The following is a 17,767-nucleotide window of genomic DNA, read 5'->3' as shown; positions in this document are numbered from 1 at the left end:
AGGCCGTCGACCGGCGCAGCCGGGTGCCGCTCGGTGCGCGAACTCATGCGGTGCCCCACTCTGGCATGCCCTCGCGGCCCTCGCCCGCGAGGCCGTCGGCCGGCGCAGCCGGGTGTCGCTCGGTGCGCGAGCTCATGCCGGGTCCGCGGCGAGTAGGCACACCAGGTTGTGCTGCAGGGCCGGCCCGTTGGTCGCGTGGGCGACGGCGCGCTCGGCGCCGCCTTCCATGATCTGGCGGGCGGCCTCTCCGATCCGCACCAGACCGGTCGCGGTCGCCGGCCGGCCGGTCAGCGGACCACCGGACGGGTTCACCGCCGCGCCGCCCAGGCCCAGGGCCGTCACCAGCAGCGGCTCCTGGTGGCTGTACTCGGTGTGCAACTCGGCCACCTCCGCCCGCGCCGCCGAGAAGCCGGCCATTTCCGCGGCGCGCTCGGCCGCCATCCGCGCGGATCCGGCACGCGTGAGGTCGCGTACCCCTGGGTAGTGGGTCTCCATCCGGTGGTCGAGCCCGCGCACCCAGGCCGGGCGCCCGGTCGGCCGCGTCGCCGCCGGGCCGGCGGCGAGCACCACCACCGCGGCGGCGTCGCCCTGCGGGGCGACGTCATGCTCGCGCAACGGCGCGGCGACGTACGGCTTGGCCAGCAGGTCGTCGACCCGCACCCGGCCGGACCGCTGCGCCGCCGGGTTGGCGGTGGCCGCGCCCAGGCAGCGGGCCACGACCTCGGCGAGGTGCCGCTCGCTGGTGAGTCCGGCGTCCACCATGGCGTTCGCCTGCAGCCCGGCGAGCGCGTCCCGGTGTGGTCGCAGCGGGGCGAGCAGGTACGGGTCGAGCTGGGCGGGCATCACCTGGTCCAGGTCGGTGGCCAGCGACCCGCGCCCGATGCCGTAGACGAGCGCGACGTCGCCCTCGCCGAGCTGCAGCCACGTCCACGCCTCGGCCAGCGCCCAGGCCGCGTCCATCTCGACGTGCGACTCGGAGATCGGCGGCCAGGCGCCTACCGCGTCCAGCGACTCGATGTAGGAGAACGTGCGGCCCTCGAAGAAGTCGTGGCTGCCGGAGGCGAAGAAGTCGACGTCGTCGCGGTCGAGGCCGGCGGCGTCCAGCGCTTCGCGGAGCACCGGCTGCACCATCTCGGCCATGTCGTGCTCCCGGTCGGCCGGCACGCACGGCGACTGGGCGAACGACACCACGGCGACCTCACGCATCGGCCGGCCCCACCGGGCGGTAGTGCCGGATGCTGGTCGCCGACGCGGCCAGCTCCTCGTCGGGCACCCACACCGGCTCGACGCGCATGCCGATGCGCACCCGCTCCGGAGCCACCTCCCGGACCAGATGCATCAGCCGGGTGTCGGCGCCGTCCAGCCGGATGTGCGCCACCACGTAGGGCGGCTCGTGCACCTGGCCCGGGAACGGGAAGTTGACCACGCAGAACGTCGACACGACGCCGCGGCCGTCCAGCTCGAACGGCGGGCCTACCGGCCGCAGGCAGCGGGAGCACAGCTCCGGCGCCGGGACGTAGACCCGCTCGCAGCCGGGGCAGCGGCGGGCCAGCACCCGGCGCCCGGCCAGCCCGCGCAGAAACACCGAGCGCCCGGCACCGGCCACGTAGGTGTAGTCCATCCGCAGCGGGCCGGCCATCGTCGTGACCGGCTCGGGCAGCGTCACGGCGCCGCCTCCCACAGCAGGCCGGCCATCGTGGTGACCAGCCCGGGCAGCGTCACGGCGCCGCCTCGAAGCACTGCAGGTCGCGCAGGTCGCCCACCCGCTCGGGCCGCCACCGGGCCCGCACCCGCAGGCCGGTGCGCATCCGGGCCAGGTCGCCGCCCACGTCGACGGCGTGGAAGAGGGCGCCGACCGTGCCGTCGACGGCGATCAGCGCCCAGGCGAAGTCGTGCGGCACCGGGTCGCCCGGCCGGGCCGGCACCCAGGTCCACGCGGTGACCACGCCGGCCGGCGTCAGTTCGACCAGCTCGTCGGTCTCCGCGCCGGTGACCGGGTCGAACTCCAGCGGCGGGCAGAGCACGCCGCGCGGGGTCCGCACGCCGAACAGGCGCGCTTCGCGCAGCCCGGCGAGGAACGTCCCGATCTTGGGCCCGACGGTGCGCTGAAAGGGAAATTCGATCGTGTACGGCGCGGCCAGGCTCACCGGCTCACCCCTCACCGGCGGCGCGCCGCTCGTAGGCGAGCCGATCCGCCGACCCGATGGCGCCCAGCACCGCCGCGTCGGCGCCCGACGCGCGCTGAAGCCAGTCACCGAACCGGCGGCCGGCCAGCGACCCCAGCCTCAATGTCACGCCGACGCTGCCCGGCACGTACACCTCGAAGCGTGGCCGGCGCACCACCCGGACCACCGCGTCGGCCACCGTGGCGGGTGTGACCGGCCGGAAGCCGGGCACCGCGACGCCGGCCGACAGCTCGGTCGCGACCAGGCCGGGCAGCACACAGGACACCTGGACGCCGCTGCCGCGCAGCTCCGCCCGCAGCGCCCCGGAGAAGGCCACCACCCCCGACTTGCTGGCGGCGTAGGTGGCCGCGCCGGGGCCGGGCGCCTTGGCGGCCACCGACGCCATGTTCACGATGTGGCCCCGCCCGCGCGGCCGCATCCGGACCACCGCCTCCCGGCTGCCGTGGATCACGGCGTGCAGGTTCACTGCCAGGATGCGCGCGGTGGTCGCGTCGGGCTCGTCCTCGATCCGGGACAGCGGCATGATCCCGGCGTTGTTGACCAGCACGTCGAGCGGGCCGAGACGGCTCTCGGCCGCGTCGAGGAAGGCGGTGAGCCCGTCCCGGTCGGCGACGTCCACCGGCAGCGCCGTCGCCGCCTCGCCGATGTCGCGGGCGGTCGCCTCGGCCAGCGCGAGGTCGAGGTCGCCGACCACGACCCGCGCACCCGCGCGGGCGAGCGCCGCGGCGACGGCGGCGCCGATGCCGCGGGCGCCGCCGGTCACCACGGCCGTCCGGCCGGTCAGCGGGAGCACCGTGGTCACCCGAAGGGAAGCGCGACGGACTTCAGCTCGACGTACGCGTCGATGCCCTCGGGGCCGAACTCGCGCCCTATGCCGCTGGCCTTGAAACCGCCGAACGGCGAGTTGAAATCCAGCATGTACTGGTTGATGCCGAGCGTGCCGGTGCGGACCCGCCGGGCGACCTCCAGGCCATGCTCGACGTCGGCCGTCCACACCGTGCCGGCCAGCCCGTAGTCGGAGTCGTTCGCGATCCGGACCGCGTCGTCCTCGTCGTCGTACGGGATGACACACAGCACCGGGCCGAAGATCTCCTCGCGGGCGACCCGCATGCCGTTGTCGACCGAGGCGAACAGCGTGGGACGCACGTACCACCCGGTCTCCAGGCCGTCCGGCATGCCCGTGCCGCCCACGACCAGCCGGGCGCCCTCCTCCTGGCCGGCGCGGATGTATGACTCGACGCGCTCCTGCTGGCGGCGCGCCACCATCGGCCCGATGTAGTTGTTCATGTCCATCGGATCGCCCACGGTGAGCCCACCCACCATCTCGGCGAGCGCGTCGACCACCTCGTCGTACCGGTGCCGCGGGGCGAGGATCCGGCTCTGCGCGATGCAGGCCTGGCCGCTGTTCATCAGCGAGGCCATCTGCAGGCCCTGCGCGACCTGCCCCGGATCGGCGTCGTCCAGGATGATCGCGGCCGACTTGCCACCCAGCTCCAGGGTGACCCGCCGCAGGTGCTGCCCGCAGAGCGCGGCGATCCGCCGGCCGGCGGCCGTCGAGCCGGTGAACGCGATCTTGTCGACGCCCGGGTGGCGCACCAGGTGCTCGCCGACCTCGCGGCCCGCCGGCAACACGCTGACGACCCCCGCGGGCAGGCCCGCCTCGTGCAGGATCTCACCGAGCACCAGGCCCGACGCCGGCGCCTCCGGGGCCGGTTTCAGCACCACGGCGCACCCCGCGAGCAGGGCCGGCACGAGCTTGGCCATCGTGACGAAATGCGGCACGTTCCACGGCGTGATCACGCCCACGACGCCGACCGGCTCGCGGCGCACGACCATCGGGTTGCCCAGCGAGCCGAGCCGCTGCTCCTCCCACCCGTAACCCTCGGCGACGGAGAGGAAGGCGTCCAGCGCCATCAGGGTCGCGCCGACCTGCCCGACGTGCGAGAACCAGAGCGGCGCCCCCATCTCGGTGCTGATCAGCTCGGCGAGCTCCTCCTGCCGGGCCAGGTAGGCGGCGGCGAACCGGCGCACCGCGGCGATTCGCTCGGCCGGCTCCAAGCGCGGCCAGGGCCCGGTGTCGAACGCCCGGCGGGCGGCCTCGACGGCCCGGTCCACATCCTGCTCGGTGGCCTCGGGCGTGCTGCCGATGGTCTGCGTGGAATGCGGCGAGACGATGGGGATCCGCCGGTCGGTCGCCGGTGCCGCCCAGTTGCCGCCGACGTAGAGCTCCTTGTATTCCAGCATCGCCGCTCCTTGAGCCGAAACTAGAACGCGTTCTTGCGACTCTATACCGTCCGGCGGCCTCCGAAATAGGCCATCCGGCAGCGAAGTTGAAACAGGTTGCACCGAGCTGGCGGGTGGGCTCGATGCCGGGCGGCGGCTACGCCGCCCGATCTCGCCGACGCGCGCTCAGGGTCGCTGGCTGTTCTTGGGCGTGTGCTGGCGCAGTCTGGGGGTCAGGGATTCCCGCGTGGCCGCCCGGCGCCTCTGGTGCCCACCCGCCGCCCCCTCCGCCCGAGCCGGCGGAGGGGTCGCCGCACTGCCCTGTCCGTCCGCACTGCTCCACTCCGCCGGGCGGCCCTGCTCTGCCGGGTGGCGTACGAGAGCGGGCTCGCGGGCCGGTGCCGGCCGGGCGCTCTCCGCGACGGCGGTGGCAGCGATTCCCCGGCGCAGCGCGGCCCGCACCACGGTGGTCAGCGGCCGTTCCACGTAGCGGTGCACGCACCAGGCGACGACCAGCATGCCGAGCATCGTGACCAGGACCAGGGACCACATCGGTGCCGTCGTGTGCTGGAATGCGGCCCGCATGGCGGTCTGCCCGATTCTCATGTGGAGCAGATAGAACGGATAGGTCAGGGCGCCGGCGACGGTCAGCCATCGCCACGCTATCCGGTCGGTTCGGCCCAGGGCGATGAGCAGGAGCGCGGCGAAACCAGCGGTGATGATGGCGATGCCGGGCCAGTCGGACATCGGGAAACCCGGCCTCATCATGGCGATCCGGTTGTGGACGCGGGACAGGCAGACCAACAATGCCATCCCGGTGACGCCGTACAGCAGCGGGGACGGCCCGAACCGGTGGATCAGATAGAGGGCGATGCCCCCGATGAAGTAGGGCGCGTAGTCGGTGATGAGGAGCAGGTTCAAGGCCGGGATGCCGAGCGACGGCACGATCACGGCGGCGGTCAGCCACCCCGCGCAGAGGATCACCGCCCGCCGGTAGGTCAGCCCCCAGTGCAGCACCACGGCCATGATCAGGTAGAAGCGCAGTTCGACGAAGAGGGTCCAGTACACGCTGTCGATGTCGGGCACCCCGAGCGGCTGCTGGAGCATGGTGAGATTGGTCAGGACGGCGCCGAAGCCGGGCGGCGGAGTCGTCGTCGGGACCAGCACGGCCACCGCCGCGGTGAGCAGCACCGCGGCCCAGTAGGCGGGGTAGAGCCGGCTCGCCCGCGAGACGAAGAAGTCACCGAGCCCGCGGCCCCATCCGCTCATGCAGATCACGAAGCCGCTGATCAGGAAGAACACCTCGACGCCGAGGAAGCCGTAGACGCTCCAGTGCACGGTCTGCGGAAGGTAGTATTCCGGGGTCCGCACGCCGTCGATCCGCCACGCCACGGTGTAGTGGTAGAACGCCACGGCCAGCGCGGCCAACAGCCGCAGCCCGTCGATGACTGCCAGACGGGGACCACGTACCGCTTTGCCGGTCGAGCCACGCTCGCGTTGATACGACCTCGAACTAACCATTACGTGAACCAACCCTAGACGACTCGGCCGCTGGAAACCGTCAAGGGCACGCCCGGCAGCGGCTTCCGTACGGCAGACCGGTTTTCTGATCTCCAGACGATGCGAGCGACCCGCGGCGGAGGGTCACCCAGCCGAACAGCACACTTGTCCGGACATGTCCTGTGCACCCCCGGGCAGCGGACGAGATCTCGTTGGCTCTCAAACGAAGGTCGCGGCGAGCGATCTTGGCGATGGCTCCATGCAACATAGCTTGCAACGTCAACCGGCACCACGGCGTCACGGCGACCGCGACGATTCGTCCCGGGCCGACCGGGTCAAAGCCTCAGGAAGGGCCCGCTGGCAGCACACCCTTCCGGCGGCGGCGACTTGCCGCCACGTCCAGCATGATCAGCAAGCCCGGCACCGCACCCAGCAGCAGGATTCCGGCCAACGGCCAGTGAATCATCGAGGACACCGCGCCGCCGATCCGTGGCATCTCACCGACCAGATAGGACGCTTGAGCGTCCGAAGACCGGCAGGTCAGGGTGTAGACGCCCGGCCCGGGCGCGCGAAACCAGGCCACCCACGCGTACGTCGCCGCGTCGCCGCCATAGTCGCTCGGCGGAACAGTCACCGGCTCCACCCGGTCCACGCCCGTGACCGAACAGGCGGGCCGGGAGGGAGAGAAACCCACCGCGAGGATCGCGTAGCGCCCCGCCGCCGGCAAGGTCACCGCCCCCGGCCCGGCCCCGCCGTAACGGCCCTCGTCGTACGAGATCGTGCTGTCCTCGGCGCCGAGCCGCACGGTCGTCTGCGCGAGGAACGCACCGGCCACGGCCACCATCACACCGGCGAGATATCCGACCCGCGACCGGCTGCGGCCTACGCCACGCGACCCGACCAGGTAACCGATCAGCGAGCCGACGACCGCGGCCACGGCACCTGCCAACAGCACCACGCGCCAGCCGACCGTACCCTGCAAGGGAATGACCCACCGGAACACCGCGAGCGACCCACCCAGCAGGGCCAGGCTGATCAGCGTGGTCGCGGCGACCTCGCGGGGCCGGCCCGGGCCCCGGCGGGCCGCCGCCACGGCGGCCAGCAGTGGCACGCAGGCGACACACCACCACACCGCGGAAGCGACGCCCTGGTTCTCTTCCCACCGGTGGGTCGCGCCGAAGTACAGCAGCGGAGCGGGCACCGTCGCCGCGATCCACAGGGCGAGCCCGCCGGGACCGATCAGCCGATTTCCGTCACGCATGATCCGATAATGGGCCACGGCCGCCGCTCCGGATCACCTCGAGGGTGCGGACGGGCAGCATGACCGGACCGAAACCTCTTGAACGAGCGCCGGACGACGTAACCTACGCAACCGTAACCAACAAATGCTTCCGATGGAGTTGCCGCCATGGCTGATCGCTTGTCGACGACCGAACTGCTCCTCGAACTGGAGCCGGTGGTCGAGACCAATCTCAACCGGCACCTGGCCACCGCCAAGGAGTGGTTCCCGCACGAGTATGTGCCCTGGAGCCAGGGCACCGACTTCGACGGGATCCTCGGCGGCGAGGCCTGGTCGACCGAACAATCCAAGCTCTCCGACGTGGCGCGCACCTCCCTCATCGTCAACCTGCTCACCGAGGACAATCTGCCCAGCTACCACCACGAGATCGCCCAGATGTTCGGCCGCGACGGCGCCTGGGGCACCTGGGTGCACCGGTGGACCGCCGAGGAGGGCCGCCACGGGATCGCCATCCGCGACTACCTGCTGGCGACCCGCGCCGTGGACCCGGTCGCCCTGGAACGCGCCCGGATGGTGCACATGGGCGCCGGATTCACCAACGCGTACCTCGAGGACACGGTGCTGCACGGCATCGCGTACGTGTCCTTTCAGGAACTCGCCACCCGGGTCTCGCACCGCAACACCGGCCGGATCAGCGCCGACCCGATCTGCGACCAGCTGCTGGCCAAGGTCGCCGCCGACGAGAACCTGCACATGATCTTCTACCGCAACCTGCTCGGTGCCGCGTTCGAACTGGTGCCCGACGCCGCCATGCGCGCCGTCAGCGACGTCGTCAGGACGTTCCAGATGCCCGGCCACGGCATCGAGAACTTCGGCCGCAAGTCGGTCCAGATCGCCATGGCCGGCGTCTACGACCTGCGGATCCACCACGACGAGGTGGTCATTCCGGTGCTGCGCAACCTGAAGGCCCTCGACACCGCCGGGCTCACCGGCGACGGCGAGGCGGCCCGCGACGAGCTGGTGGCATTCCTCGACAACCTGGACCGCCAGGCAACCCGGTTCACCGAACGGCGCGACCAGATCAACGCCGGCAAGGCAGCACGGCTGGCCGCCAGCTCCGGCTGACGCTCGGACGCCGCCGCGGACCGAGTCCCCGCCCTTGCCATGCCTATCGAAATTCGATAGATTCCCATCGTAAATCGATGGAGGGGTGGGTCATGGGAAGACTGACAGTGGGCGCGCTGCGCGCTGTGCTCGTGCTGGTGTTCGCCGGCACCGTGTTCATACAGGCGTCGATGGCGTGGGTGTTGATCAGCGGGAACGACCCGGAGGACGGCTCGCTCCCGCTGACCCCATTGCGCGTGATCACGATCCTGGGCATGGTGTCGGTCCAGGTCGCCCTGGTCTGCGTGTGGCGGCTGGTGACGATGGTGCGACGCGGAACCGTGTTCTCCCACGCCGCCTTCCGGTACGTGGACGTCATGATCGGCGCGATCGTGGCGGCTGCCCTCGTGTGGTTCGCGGTCACCGCCGTCAACGCGCCGGGCCAGCGGGACGACCCCGGCGTCACCGTCATCATGGCCGGGGTCGGCCTGGCCATCCTGGGGGTCGCCCTCATCGTGCTCGTGCTGCGGATGTTGCTCGCCCAGGCCGTCGCGCGCGACGTCGAAGCGGCGCGCATGCGGGCCGAGCTGGACGAGGTGATCTGATGCCGATCGCCGTCGACATCGACGTGATGCTGGCCAGGCGGAAGATGTCCGTGGGCGAGCTCGCGGACCGCGTCGGGATCACACCCGCCAACCTGGCGGTGCTCAAGAACGGCCGCGCCAAGGCGGTGCGCTTCGCGACGCTCGCCGCCCTCTGCGAGGTGCTCGACTGCCAGCCGGGCGACCTGCTGCGCTGGGAGGCCGGGGAGGAGGCCGCGGGCTGATCACGCGCCCGGGCGGGCGGGCACGAACGGCGCGGGCGACCTCGGTGGCGGCCCGGGCGCCGGGCTCCCGATCAGCAAAGCGAGCAATGTCGTCAGCACGGATAGTGACGAGTTGCTTACGTATCCGCTTGATCACCTATCGATGTCGATCATAGTGTCCAACCGGGCTCGAGCCTTCCCCACAAGGTCGTCCGAAGGAGACTGCATCGATGTTGAGACGTCCACAATCCAGGCGCTTCGCCAGGTCACTGGTGTATGCGGGCACCGCGGTCCTCGTCGCCGCGGGACTGGCAGTGATCGGCTCGAACGCACAGGCCGCGCCGGTGGCCGGCGCGGTCAAGGAGGACAAGATCCGTCCCGAGCTCGCCGGCCAGCTACGGGCCAAGAGCGGGGCGGACTTCTGGATCCGGTTCGGCGCCAAGGCCGACCTGAAGGCCGCCGGCGCGATCAAGGACTGGGACAAGCGCGGCAAGGCGGTCGCCGACGCGCTGAAGAAGACCGCCGCCGGGAGCCAGGCCGCGGTCCGGTCCGAACTCGATGCCGCGGGCACCAAGTACCAGACGTTCTGGGCGACCAACGCCATCAAGGTGAGCGGTGGCTCGCCGGAGATGGTGCAGAGCTTCGCCGCGCACGCCGAGGTCGAGGGCCTCTACGCGGCCAACGAGTACGAAGTTCCCAAGGTCACCAAGGGCACCACCGAGAAGACCGTGAACGCCCTCGAGTGGGGCGTCGCCAACATCAACGCCGATGACGTCTGGTCCCGGTACGGCGTCACGGGCGAGGGCATCACGATCGCGAACATCGACACCGGGGTCCAGTTCGACCACCCGGCGCTGGTGGGCTCGTACCGTGGCAACAACGGCGACGGCACGTTCGACCACGACTACAACTGGTTCGACGCGGCTGGGGCCTGTGACGGCGCGCCCTGTGACACCAACGGGCACGGCAGCCACACCATGGGCACGATGGCCGGCGCGGACGGCGCGAACCAGATCGGCGTCGCACCCGGCGTCAAGTGGATCGCCGCCAACGGCTGCTGCCCGTCGGACGCCGCGCTCATCACCTCCGGCGAGTGGATGCTCGAGCCGACCGACCTCAACGGTCAGAACCCGGACGCGAGCAAACGCCCGAACATCATCAACAACTCCTGGGGTTCGACGCTGCCCTCCAACGACCCCTTCATGGAGGACGTGACCCAGGCCTGGACCGCGTCGGGCATCTTCGGCGCCTGGTCCAACGGCAACAGCGGCGCCTCGTGCCAGACCAGTGGCTCGCCGGGCAGCCTGGCCAGCAACTACTCCACCGGCGCGTACGACATCAACAACAACATCGCCGGCTTCTCGGGCCGGGGCGCCGGTCAGAACGGCGAGCTCAAGCCCAACATCGCCGCGCCCGGCGTCAACGTGCGGTCGAGCATCCCGGGCGGCGGCTACGCCAGCTACAACGGCACCTCGATGGCGGCACCGCACCTCGCCGGCGCGATCGCGCTGCTGTGGTCGGCGGCACCCACGCTCGCCGGCGACGTGGCCGCGACGCGGGCGCTGCTGGACGGCACGGCTGTCGACAAGGGCGACGCCCAGTGCGGTGGCACCGACGACGACAACAACGTGTTCGGCGAGGGCCGGCTGGACGCGCTCGCGCTGGTGGCCGCCGCACCCATCGGCGACACCGGCACCCTGGCCGGCACGGTCACCAACGAGGCGAACGGCGACCCGGTCGCGAACGCCACGGTGGCGCTCACCGGGCCGGTGGCCCGCGATCTGGTCACCGGACCGGACGGGAAGTTCACCAGCCTGCTGCCGGTCGGCGACTACCAGGCCGCCGTGACCGCGTTCGGCTACCGGGCCGAGACGGCGCCGGGCACGGTCACCAAGGGCGCGACCACCACGCTCGACGTGGCGCTGGCCGCCGTGCCGAGCGTCACGGTCGGCGGGGCGGTCACCGACGGTTCGGGACACGGCTGGCCGCTCTACGCCAAGGTCAGCGTCGCGGGTCCCGCCGGGGTGTCCGACTACACCGCACCGATCAACGGCCGCTACAGCCTCTCGCTGCCCGCCGGTGCCACCTACAGCGTCACCGTCGACCCGGAGGCCCCGGGCTACAAGAGCGTCACCAAGGACGTCGTGGTCGGCTCGCGCAACGTCACCAGCAACGTCGCCGTACCGGTCGACACCGCTTCCTGCGTGACGGCGCCCGGCTATGTCAACAGCTCCGACGGCGAGTATGAGACCTTCGACGGTGACAAGGCGCCGTCCGGCTGGTCGGTGCTGGACAACAAAGGCAACGGCCAGGCCTGGAAGTTCACCGACGCCCGTAACCGCGGCAACCTCACCGGCGGCGGCGGCGGTTTCGCGATCATCGACAGCGACAACTACGGCTCCGGTGGCAGCCAGGACTCGTCGCTGGTCAGCCCGATCGTCGACCTGACCGCGGTCACCGCACCCGTGATCCGGTTCAACCAGGACTTCAACTTCCTCGGCACCGACCGGGCCGACGTCGAGCTCAGCATCGACGGCGGCGCCACCTGGGCGAGCGTGCTCGATCAGAAGGCCGCCGTCCGCGGTCCGCGGGTCACCACGATTCCCATCCCGCAGGCCGCCGGCAAGCCGGAGGTCCAGGTCCGCTTCCACTACTACGACGCTTCGTACTCATGGTGGTGGCAGGTCGACAACGTGCTGATCGGCACCGAGGTTGTCTGCGAGCCGGTCAACGGCGGCCTGGTGCTCGGCCACGTCAAGGACACCAACACCGGCGGCTACGTCAACGGCGTCTCCGTCACCAGCGACGACGCCCCGGCCGAGACCGCCGTCACGGTGGCGACCCCGGACGACACCGGGCTGGCGGACGGCTTCTTCTGGCTGTTCTCCAGCAAGACCGGGGAGCACAAGTTCACCGCGAAGGCCGGCAACTATGTGACCCAGAAGAAGGCGGTCGACGTCGAGGCCGACTGGACCACCGCCGCGGCCTTCGACCTCGCGGCCGCACAGCTGCAGGTCACGCCGGCCGAACTGGGCGCCGCCGTGCAGATGCCGGACGGCAAGACCAGCAAGTCGTTCACGGTGACCAACACCGGCGACGCGCCGGCCAACGTCGAGTTCAGCGAGCGTGACGGCGGGTTCGAGCTCCTGCGGGCCGACGGCACCAAGGTGAACCGGCAGCAGATCCTCGGCGCCGACGGGGCGCCGGAGCAGCGGCTCAAGGTGGCGACGTCGTTCGGGGCGAAGGCCACCATGGGCACCACCGCGGCCGCGCCGGCCCCGGTCGGCCCGCAGGCCGCACCCTGGACGAACGTCGCCGACTACCCGGCCGTCGTGATGGACAACCGGGTGGTGAACCTCGACGGCAAGGTCTATTCGATCGCGGGCGGCAACGGCGGGGCGTCGACGGCGAAGAACTACGTCTACGACCCGATCGCGCAGAGCTGGACCTCGATCGCCGACCTGCCCGCCGCGCGCAACGCCATGACCGTGGGCGTCGTCGACGGGCAGATCATCGCGACCGGCGGCTGGGGGCCGACCGGTCCCGACGCCACCACCTGGGCATATGACCCGTCCGCGAACACCTGGACGAAGAGGGCCGACAACCCGCTGCCGCGCTCCGCGGCGGGCCAGGCGGTCGTCGACGGCAAGCTGTACGCGGTGGGCGGCTGCACCACCTCGGGCTGCACGCCGATGTCGAACGACGTCGCACGCTACGACGCGGCCGCCAACACCTGGGAGACCCTGCCCGACTACCCGAAGTCGGTCGCCTTCGCATCGTGCGGTGGCATCGACGGCATCCTCTACTGCACCGGCGGCAACGACGGTGCGACCGCGCAGAAGGGCGGCTACGCCTTCGACCCCGGCGCCGGCGCCTGGACCGCCATCGCCGACTCCCCGGCCGACCACTGGGCCGCGTCGTTCGCCGTCGCCAACGGCAAGCTGCTGGTGGTCGGCGGCGTCCAGGCCGGCGCCGTCACCAACGCGGGCTTCGCCTTCGACCCGGCCACCGGGTCATGGTCGGGCCTGCCGAACGCCAACTCGCCCCGGTACCGCGGCGGCGCGGCGTGCGGCTTCTACAAGGTCGGCGGATCGTCCGGCGGCTTCAACCCCACGGCGAGCAGCGAGGCCCTGCCGGGCTTCGAGGAGTGCGCCGAGGGCGGCGACGTCAGCTGGATGACGATCGACAAGACGGCGGCCACCCTGGCGCCGGGCGAGAAGGTCAAGGTCACCGTCACGATGACGGCGAACGTCGACCAGCCGGGCGCCTACTCCGGCGCTGTCTCGATCAAGGAGAACACCCCGTACTCGGTGCAGCCGGTCACGGTGACGATGACCGCGAAGCAGCCGAAGACGTGGGGCAAGCTGATGGGCACGGTGACCGGGACGAGTTGTGCCGGCGCCGGCGCACCGATCAAGGACGCGATCGTCCAGGTGGACTCGTGGGCGCAGTCGCTTACGTTCTCCACCGATGCCGCCGGCAAGTACGCCTACTGGCTGGACAAGCGCAACAACCCGCTGACGATGATCGCCGCCAAGGACGGCTGGAAGCCACAGACCCGCACCACAAAGATCAACACCAGCACGCCCACGGTGGAGGACTTCGCCCTGACGCCCGTACGCTGCTGATCGCCTGACCGGCCGGCCCGCCTGCCGCCAGCAGGCGGGCCGGTTCGTCGCTCAGATCGGGGCAGTCAGGCGGAAGCCCACGCCCCGGACGGCATGGATTCTCGCCGTGGCGTTCAGCAGGGCCAGCTTGGCCCGCACCCGGCGGACGACCGAATGGATGTCGGAGCCGCGGCCGAGATGCTCGGTTCCCCACACCTCGAGGTGCAGCCGCTGAAAGGTCCAGACCTGTCCGGGGCCGGTGACCAGGCAGCGCATCAGGGCGTGTTCCAGCGGGGTCAGCTCGATCTCACGGTGCTGCCAGCGCAGCACGCGCCGCTCGGAGTCGACGCTCAACGCCGGCCGGGTCGCCTCCGGCACGGGCTCGGCGGCCGGTGGGTCCGGCGGCTTGCCCGCCGCCGCGGACGCCTCGACGACGTTCAGGAAGTGCCGGGCCTGGTCCACACTCGAGACGATGAGGAACGCCTCGGTCGCGCCCAGCACCTGCGCGAGCCGCTGGCGGTCCTCCGGCGAGGAGGCGATGCCGATGGTCAGAGTGACTGAATTCCCCGTTGCGTCCCACATTCCCGACCCTTTCCGGAATACCGCGTTCCGGTGCATCTTTGGGTGAATTGACGACCAAGGGCCGACGATAATATGGATTTGTCACACCTGGGTTAAGCGGTTCAGACCCTGCCCCTTTCGACGGCGACCACCCCGGGCGACGCACCCGCGGGCACCACCGCCCACCGTCCCACATCTCGGCGCTGAACTGGGAAAAGGGCATTCAGGATCCGATGTGGACGGGCGCATCCGCCGCAAATGGCGCGGTGTTGACATGTCACTTCTACGCCAACGGTTCGGCTTGCCGCGCACGCCCGTCACGCACCGGCACCGCTTGACTGTTAATGTTACTTCTTGTTCCAATATGGGCGCTATGCGGTTGGACCACCGCGCCCTGCTGACCGGCGCGCCCGAGCCAGAGTGGCGCGCACCCGAGAGCCCCGAACGGGTGATCTTCGCCGGAGGCCCGGCTGATACGTCGGATCGGTGACTGCGGCCCAGGTCGTACGGTGGTAGACCCAGCGCCATGGCTGGTTGGGTGGAACGTGGCACGCCGGAGTGGACCGAGCTGCGGGTGCACGGGGTGTCGGGCACACCACCGGAGAGCATGCTCGAGCACCCGACGGTGCACCGGGTCTCCGGCGACGCTTCGAGCGGCTTCTACCGGCGCGTCTGGCAAGCCGAGTCGATCGCGGAGGACACCGGCGCGACCGTGCTCGAGGCGTACTCGTGGGGTGGTCTGACCGCGGGCAGCAAGCTGCGGGCGTTGTGGCTGCTGCTGATCCCGTTCCTGCTGGCCAACGTCGCCTTCTACGCCCGGCCGACGCACCGGCCGGGGCTCCGGCAGGGCGTCGGCGAGGCGGTGCAGCGGCTGTTCGCCCTGACCATCACCGCCACGCTCGTGCTCGCGACGGTGAACGTGTCGATGGACTTCCTGGGCTGGCAGTGTGTCCGCCCGGACGGCGGGGATTCCTGCGGTTCGGCGGGGGCGGGCTGGCTGTCGTGGCCGTGGCTGGACAGCACGGGACGCCGGATCGCGGTGACCGCCCTGCTCCCGCTGGCCGTGATCGCCCTGCTGTGGTGGCTGGCCCACAAGACCTGGGCCGCCAACGAGGTCACTCCGGTCGAGGACGCCACACCCGCCGAGAAACCCCCGCTGCCGCCGCTGGAGAACCGGCGGATGTGGAACAGTGCGAAGCCGGTGCGCCGGCTGCGGGCCGTGCACATCTCGGGCGCGCTGGCGCTGGTCGGGATCCTGGCACTGGCACCGTTCACCCGCGACTGGCCGGCCGGGCCGACACTCGGCGAGGTGCTGATGGTCATCCTGCTCGCGGTGGGCCTGTCCAGCGTCGTCCTGGCCGTGCTGCCGAGCATGTCGGACCGGCCCACCAAGAGCGACGAGGCCAAGGGCACCGGCCTCACCGTGGTCATCACCGCGCTGCCCTGGGTCGCGGTCGCGCTCATCGTGGCGGCCTTGTCCTGGCTCTGGTTCGCGCAGCCGGTGCCCACCGGAGCTCCGGGAGCGACGCGCACCTCACTGCCGTGGCTGTCAGCGGCCGTGCACGTCGATATCGCGGCCCAGGCGGTGCTGCTGTTCGTCATGGTGCTCCTGCTGTCCTTGATGCGACGGGCCCCCGCCGATCCGGAGAACCCGGTGGCCTGGCACGGCTACGCCACCGCGGTGCTGATGCTGTTCGGCTCGGCGCTGTCCGGGGCTTACGCGGCCGCCCTAGTGCTGGCCGTGGCCCACCTGCTCGGCAAGCCGATGGCCCGGGACGTGGGCATCGATCCGATGGTCACGCCGATGCCGTACTTCTGGGCCGCGGCGGTCGCGCTGGTCCTCGCCGCCATCGCCCTGGTCCTCGGCATCGCCGGCTACGTGACCGTGCGCTGGGTCACCAGCGCCAAGAACCTGCAGGCCGTTCTCAAGGAATATCCCGGCAACGCCGAGGACGACCCGCGCGCGAAGGCGATCGCCCGGCAACGGGCCGGGGCCACCGTGGATGACAAGCTCCGTAAGGTCACCGGCTGGTTCGTCATCCTCATGGTGCTGGTGATCGGCGCCGCCTCGGTCGGCTACCGGGTGAATCAGACGGCGGTCACCGACACGGTGATCCTGCGCGGCATGGCCAACGTCGGCGACTGGCTGATCGGCCTGTTCGCGGCCGGGCTGATCTACCTGGGCCGGCGGGCCTATCAGGATGCGAACACCCGGCGGATCGTCGGCGTCATCTGGGACCTCGGCACGTTCTGGCCCCGGGCGGCGCATCCGCTCGCCCCGCCGTGCTACGCCGAGCGGGCGGTGCCCGAGCTGATCAACCGGATCGAGCACCTGCGCCGGGAAGGCAAGAGCAACGTCCTGCTCTCCTGCCACTCCCAGGGCACGATCCTGGGCGCGGCGGTCGTCATGCAGCTGACGTACGAACAGAGCAGCTCCGTGGCGCTTCTCACCTACGGCTCTCCGCTGCGCCGGCTGTACTCCCGGTTCTTCCCCGCCTACTTCGGCCCGGCCGAGCTGCATCGCACCGGCTCGTTCCTGCTCGGCAAGCCGGACGCCCCGATGGCCGGGTGGCCGTGGCGCAATCTCTACCGGCCCAGCGACCCGATCGGCGGCCCGGTCTTCGATCCCTCCTGCATCGACTGCCGGCTCCAGGATCCGGCCTACGGCAAGCCGGCCGGCGACATCGCGGATCCGCCGACGCTGGGCCACTCGTTCTATCCGGAGGACTGCTCGTGGGCCGCCACGGTCAAGACGGTGAAGGCCCTCCGGGCCGCCGGGCAGCAGCCGGGTCACGACGCCGAACGCCTCGACGAGCCGCGCGAACCGCAGCTCACCTAGCTTGAGTTTTAACGTGCGGCTGGGTGACATCGACCCCGGCTGATCATGAGGACAGCCCTTGATCGATCATTCCTCTTGTCTAGGGAAGAAGAACCGAACCAAGGGCTGTCTGATGATCAGTGTGCCTGACGTCGATCCGGCTGGTGCTCTCGGGCGCTTGGCCGGGTTCCGGGCCGAGTTCCATCGCTGTCTGACCGCACGCGCCGATGCGTTGTTCGAACTGGCAGACGCTGTGTTGTGCGGGGACACACCGGTGCGTTCGCTGGCCGAGTTGTCGTTGGCCGGGCAGCATCGGCGTGGCCACGGCGCGATGTATGCGGCGCTGAATCGCGGCCGGATCGATGTCGACCGGCTGCGGACCGCCCTGTCCGCGGTGCCGGTCCCGCGGGCTGCCGACGGCAGGATCGTCCTCGCGGTGGACGTGACGTGCTGGCTGCGCCCGGAGGCCCACACCAGTCCGCAGCGGGTGTTGTGTCACACCTACGGCCGCACCAAGGACACCCATATCGGTGTCCCGGGCTGGCCGTATTCGGTGGTCGTCGCTTTGCAGAGCGGACGTCATTCGTGGACCGCGCCGCTGGACGCCCGCCGGCTCATCCCCGGTAACGACGCCGCGACGGTGACCGCCGCTCAACTACGTGAGGTCGTGCAACGCCTGATCTCAGCCGGGCAGTGGCAGCCAGGCGAGGCCGACATCTGGAT

Annotated in this window: 14 protein-coding genes; 6 read left to right on the top strand and 8 right to left on the bottom strand. The window is 70.9% G+C overall.

Features of this window, described 5'->3' with window-relative positions; all coding sequences use genetic code 11:
* Nucleotides 1-132: 132 nt before the first annotated feature.
* The 7 genes from DMB66_RS22255 to DMB66_RS22225 all read right to left on the bottom strand — a co-directional run bounded on the left by DMB66_RS22255 (nucleotide 133) and on the right by DMB66_RS22225 (nucleotide 7,170).
* Nucleotides 133-1,206 carry a lipid-transfer protein gene (locus tag DMB66_RS22255; RefSeq protein WP_125806051.1) on the bottom strand — a complete coding sequence of 358 codons (1,074 nt, stop codon included), beginning with the start codon at nucleotides 1,204-1,206 and terminating at the stop codon, nucleotides 133-135.
* Nucleotides 1,199-1,666 (bottom strand): Zn-ribbon domain-containing OB-fold protein, encoded by a 468-nt coding sequence (locus DMB66_RS22250; RefSeq protein ID WP_199752562.1) that lies wholly within the window; start codon nucleotides 1,664-1,666, stop codon nucleotides 1,199-1,201. Before DMB66_RS22250 ends, DMB66_RS22255 begins: the two co-directional genes overlap by 8 nt.
* A 52-nt stretch (nucleotides 1,667-1,718) precedes the next feature.
* Nucleotides 1,719-2,147, bottom strand: a complete 429-nt coding sequence (locus tag DMB66_RS22245) for a Zn-ribbon domain-containing OB-fold protein (RefSeq protein ID WP_199752561.1) — start codon at nucleotides 2,145-2,147, stop codon at nucleotides 1,719-1,721.
* A gap of 4 nt (nucleotides 2,148-2,151) precedes the next feature.
* Nucleotides 2,152-2,988 carry an SDR family NAD(P)-dependent oxidoreductase gene (locus DMB66_RS22240; protein WP_233624764.1) on the bottom strand — a complete coding sequence of 279 codons (837 nt, stop codon included), beginning with the start codon at nucleotides 2,986-2,988 and terminating at the stop codon, nucleotides 2,152-2,154.
* Nucleotides 2,985-4,430: an aldehyde dehydrogenase gene (locus tag DMB66_RS22235; protein WP_125806049.1), complete on the bottom strand. Its 1,446-nt coding sequence runs from the start codon at nucleotides 4,428-4,430 to the stop codon at nucleotides 2,985-2,987. The genes DMB66_RS22240 and DMB66_RS22235 overlap by 4 nt, the downstream gene beginning before the upstream one ends.
* A 165-nt stretch (nucleotides 4,431-4,595) precedes the next feature.
* A complete protein-coding gene (locus tag DMB66_RS22230; protein ID WP_125806048.1) occupies nucleotides 4,596-5,930 on the bottom strand; it encodes an acyltransferase in 1,335 nt (444 codons plus the stop codon).
* Nucleotides 5,931-6,252: 322 nt separating this feature from the next.
* Entirely contained in the window at nucleotides 6,253-7,170 is a 918-nt protein-coding gene (locus tag DMB66_RS22225; protein WP_125806047.1) for a hypothetical protein, read from the bottom strand.
* A 147-nt stretch (nucleotides 7,171-7,317) separates the two neighbouring features.
* Between DMB66_RS22225 and DMB66_RS22220 the strand changes: the two genes are divergently transcribed.
* The 4 genes from DMB66_RS22220 (at nucleotide 7,318) to DMB66_RS22205 (ending at nucleotide 13,686) form a co-directional block, all read left to right on the top strand.
* Nucleotides 7,318-8,274, top strand: a complete 957-nt coding sequence (locus DMB66_RS22220) for an acyl-ACP desaturase (RefSeq protein ID WP_125806046.1) — start codon at nucleotides 7,318-7,320, stop codon at nucleotides 8,272-8,274.
* A 92-nt stretch (nucleotides 8,275-8,366) separates the two neighbouring features.
* Nucleotides 8,367-8,858 (top strand): DUF2975 domain-containing protein, encoded by a 492-nt coding sequence (locus DMB66_RS22215; RefSeq protein ID WP_125806045.1) that lies wholly within the window; start codon nucleotides 8,367-8,369, stop codon nucleotides 8,856-8,858.
* The gene (locus tag DMB66_RS22210) at nucleotides 8,858-9,079 is read left to right on the top strand and encodes a helix-turn-helix transcriptional regulator (protein WP_125806044.1); all 222 of its coding nucleotides are present in this window, start codon (nucleotides 8,858-8,860) and stop codon (nucleotides 9,077-9,079) included. The genes DMB66_RS22215 and DMB66_RS22210 overlap by 1 nt, the downstream gene beginning before the upstream one ends.
* A gap of 209 nt (nucleotides 9,080-9,288) precedes the next feature.
* The gene (locus DMB66_RS22205; RefSeq protein WP_125806043.1) at nucleotides 9,289-13,686 is read left to right on the top strand and encodes a S8 family serine peptidase; all 4,398 of its coding nucleotides are present in this window, start codon (nucleotides 9,289-9,291) and stop codon (nucleotides 13,684-13,686) included.
* Nucleotides 13,687-13,737: 51 nt separating this feature from the next.
* Here the strand turns inward: DMB66_RS22205 and DMB66_RS22200 are convergent, their stop codons facing one another.
* Nucleotides 13,738-14,247: a winged helix-turn-helix domain-containing protein gene (locus tag DMB66_RS22200; RefSeq protein WP_125806042.1), complete on the bottom strand. Its 510-nt coding sequence runs from the start codon at nucleotides 14,245-14,247 to the stop codon at nucleotides 13,738-13,740.
* A gap of 505 nt (nucleotides 14,248-14,752) precedes the next feature.
* Between DMB66_RS22200 and DMB66_RS22195 the strand changes: the two genes are divergently transcribed.
* Both DMB66_RS22195 and DMB66_RS22190 read left to right on the top strand, forming a co-directional pair.
* Nucleotides 14,753-17,065 (top strand): hypothetical protein, encoded by a 2,313-nt coding sequence (locus DMB66_RS22195; protein WP_125806041.1) that lies wholly within the window; start codon nucleotides 14,753-14,755, stop codon nucleotides 17,063-17,065.
* 112 nt (nucleotides 17,066-17,177) lie between these two features.
* On the top strand, nucleotides 17,178-17,767 hold a 590-nt coding region (locus DMB66_RS22190; RefSeq protein WP_148112757.1), incomplete at its 3' end, for a transposase.

It is taken from the genome of Actinoplanes sp. ATCC 53533, assembly GCF_003947245.1.
This window is presented reverse-complemented; position numbering and strand designations above follow the sequence as displayed.